At 45.2% G+C, this 2475-nt stretch carries 3 protein-coding genes; 1 reads left to right on the top strand and 2 read right to left on the bottom strand.

What is annotated here, in order from left to right; all coding sequences use genetic code 11:
- Positions 1 to 409 precede the first annotated feature (409 nt).
- Positions 410 to 1219 carry a hypothetical protein gene (locus KDD36_15010; protein MCB0397958.1) on the bottom strand — a complete coding sequence of 270 codons (810 nt, stop codon included), beginning with the start codon at positions 1217 to 1219 and terminating at the stop codon, positions 410 to 412.
- 11 nt (positions 1220 to 1230) lie between these two features.
- The gene (locus KDD36_15005) at positions 1231 to 1920 is read right to left on the bottom strand and encodes a VOC family protein (GenBank protein ID MCB0397957.1); all 690 of its coding nucleotides are present in this window, start codon (positions 1918 to 1920) and stop codon (positions 1231 to 1233) included.
- 237 nt (positions 1921 to 2157) lie between these two features.
- Between KDD36_15005 and rplS the strand changes: the two genes are divergently transcribed.
- The coding region (rplS, locus tag KDD36_15000) for a 50S ribosomal protein L19 (GenBank protein MCB0397956.1) at positions 2158 to 2475 on the top strand (318 nt) is incomplete at its 3' end.

Here is a 2475-nt window from a genome sequence, read left to right as displayed (position 1 = left end):
CGACGGTTCGGTGGTTAGGCGAAGGTTGCACCTTCGTCAGTCTATCTCGTAGCTTTAAGCTACTTTATTCATCTTAATTCAAAATGCTATTAGTTGATATTTGGTAAATTAGGTATCCACAAAACTCGTTTTTTTGAACCACATAGGCACATAGCACACAGTAGGTAACACATAGTGAAATCAAGTAATTCCATGCGAAAACCCTATGTGACCTATGTGCCTATGCAAATTGGTCAACGGGCTAGACATTAGATATGGATAGTGCGCGTTGAGAAATTAAGGTAAGGTGTATAACAATGACTGATGGCGGAGGTGGAATGATGACACTATCTCATACCATTAACCAATTTCCAATGTCTATTATCTTATGTCTTATATCTAAATGTCTAATGTCTATTATCTCCTTCTCCTAATTACCACTCTTCAACACCACACCGCCATGGAATCCAGGCCCCTGGCCGATGTTTCTTCCGGTCAGTGCATAGGAGAATGCCACGTACGCACCGAGTCGTTCGAATATGGGCTTGTATGCAGTGACTCCAACCTTGTGATAGTCCACCCCCAGTTGCTTGAAGGTAGAAGGTGTGGGCGTACCCCGGTAATCCAGTCCGCCAAATGAATACTGATACTCATACCATGCATCCCAGTAAAATGAGGCACCCGCCTGGCCGAACTTTAGCGCCGCACCCATCGCATCCGGCGTGGGATCACTTTTCGGGTTGAAAGCGGCCTGAAACGTCCCAAACCATTTGTCTGTGGAGTAATGCACCACCGGTCTGAAATCCCACATTTTTGTCAGCTGTCCAATCGCATTGAGTCCTTCGGTCTGATAAGGCGCAAGTGGTGCTGAATAGCCTGCAGCAAAGCTCAGTGAGAAGTTGCCTGCTCCTATTGAGCGTTCAAGCAATTTCATTTTAACAAACACACTGCCGTCCTGAACAGACATCACATCATTGATCGAGATATATGGTACCGCTAGGTATACATCCAATTGATCCAGCAGGCCCATGGCCACAAACAGGTTTCCATAAAATATATTTCTGGAGACTCCTACTTTGTCCCTTCCCGCAAAGTAGTTCCCTTCCAACTGGGCGCCACCACCCAATACAACTTCCGTTTTTCCCTTGCCCTTATAAAAGCCGTCCACCCTGCCCTGGGAAAAGGTGTGGGATGTGAATAGAAGGAGGACGTATAAAAAGAGTTTTTTTGAATGCCGCATTTACAAATATATCAATGCACGGCAATTTCTGCTTGCTCAACCCGGATATTCCCTTTCTCAAATGATACGAGAAACTCATCTCCTCCTACTTCAACGATTGCTGTAAAATCCACGGTATAGGCTTTATCTCCCACAGGGAACCATGTTTTTTTTCTCTTGTTGATGCAGATGAACAGTCCGGTTTCGCCGCCAATTGCACAAAACTGTCTGAAATCACCATCGAATATACCGATGCCGAGTTCATTGCTCAATGCGTTGAAAACCTTCTCAATATTATTCACCGGAACACCGATCTCCGATATCTCAAACATACGGCCCGGATCAAACGTTCTTCCTGCGGGATATTTCAGATTGCGCCTCGATATGAACTCAACAATGTTCTTATCGGCATCATAAAAATACATGGCCCTTGCATTCCAGGAATCAAAGGGCTGAATCTCTCTGCCTTCATCATCAAGGATCTCCACCCTTTCCTTAAGCCATTCCAGGGCCTTTTCTTCCTTTGATGATGGGATATTGATCGCGAAATGATACGGATGTGCGGATTCAGAGGTCACCAACGTAAGGATGGATTCCCCGATAGCAAAAGAGACTTCCCGTCCGGTCCTGCGCAAAACTTCAAGCTCCAGAACATTTGAGTAAAACCACCGCTGTGTACCCGGATGGCGTGTATACAATTTCAACTCTTTGATCCGCATCATTGTAAACTTGCTTTAAAGATAACCAACGTCGTTGTATATCTTATCCATATCTTGTCGTTTGTCCACGTCCCTTGGTGATTTGAGGTTTGACCGACGTAAATGACATTGAGCTTTTACATTCCGGGATAAAAAAAGTGCTGCCCCTTGAACCGCCTGTTGCAATTTTTCAAGGGAATTATGCTTGCTTATTTGAACAAAACACGTACTTTTGCGCTCTCCAATTAAACTGATGTGGTCATGAACCTGTTGAATAAAATAGAGAACCAAGCGAACCCAAGAGCAGAATTGCCTGAGTTCGGTCCCGGTGACACCCTTATCGTACACTACAAGATCCGCGAGGGTAACAAAGAAAGGGTACAGCAATACCAGGGTGTGGTACTGCAACGCAAAGGTCATGGTGCCATGGAAAGCTTCACCGTACGGAAAATGTCCGGCAGTGTTGGTGTGGAACGTATCTTCCCTGTAGCCTCTCCTTTTATTGAAAAGATTGAGGTAACGAAACATGGTAAGGTGAGACGTGCCCGCTTGTTTTATTTACGCGAGCGGACGGGGAAA

It is taken from the genome of Flavobacteriales bacterium, from assembly GCA_020435415.1.
GTDB lineage: Bacteria > Bacteroidota > Bacteroidia > JACJYZ01 > JACJYZ01 > JACJYZ01.
This window is presented reverse-complemented; position numbering and strand designations above follow the sequence as displayed.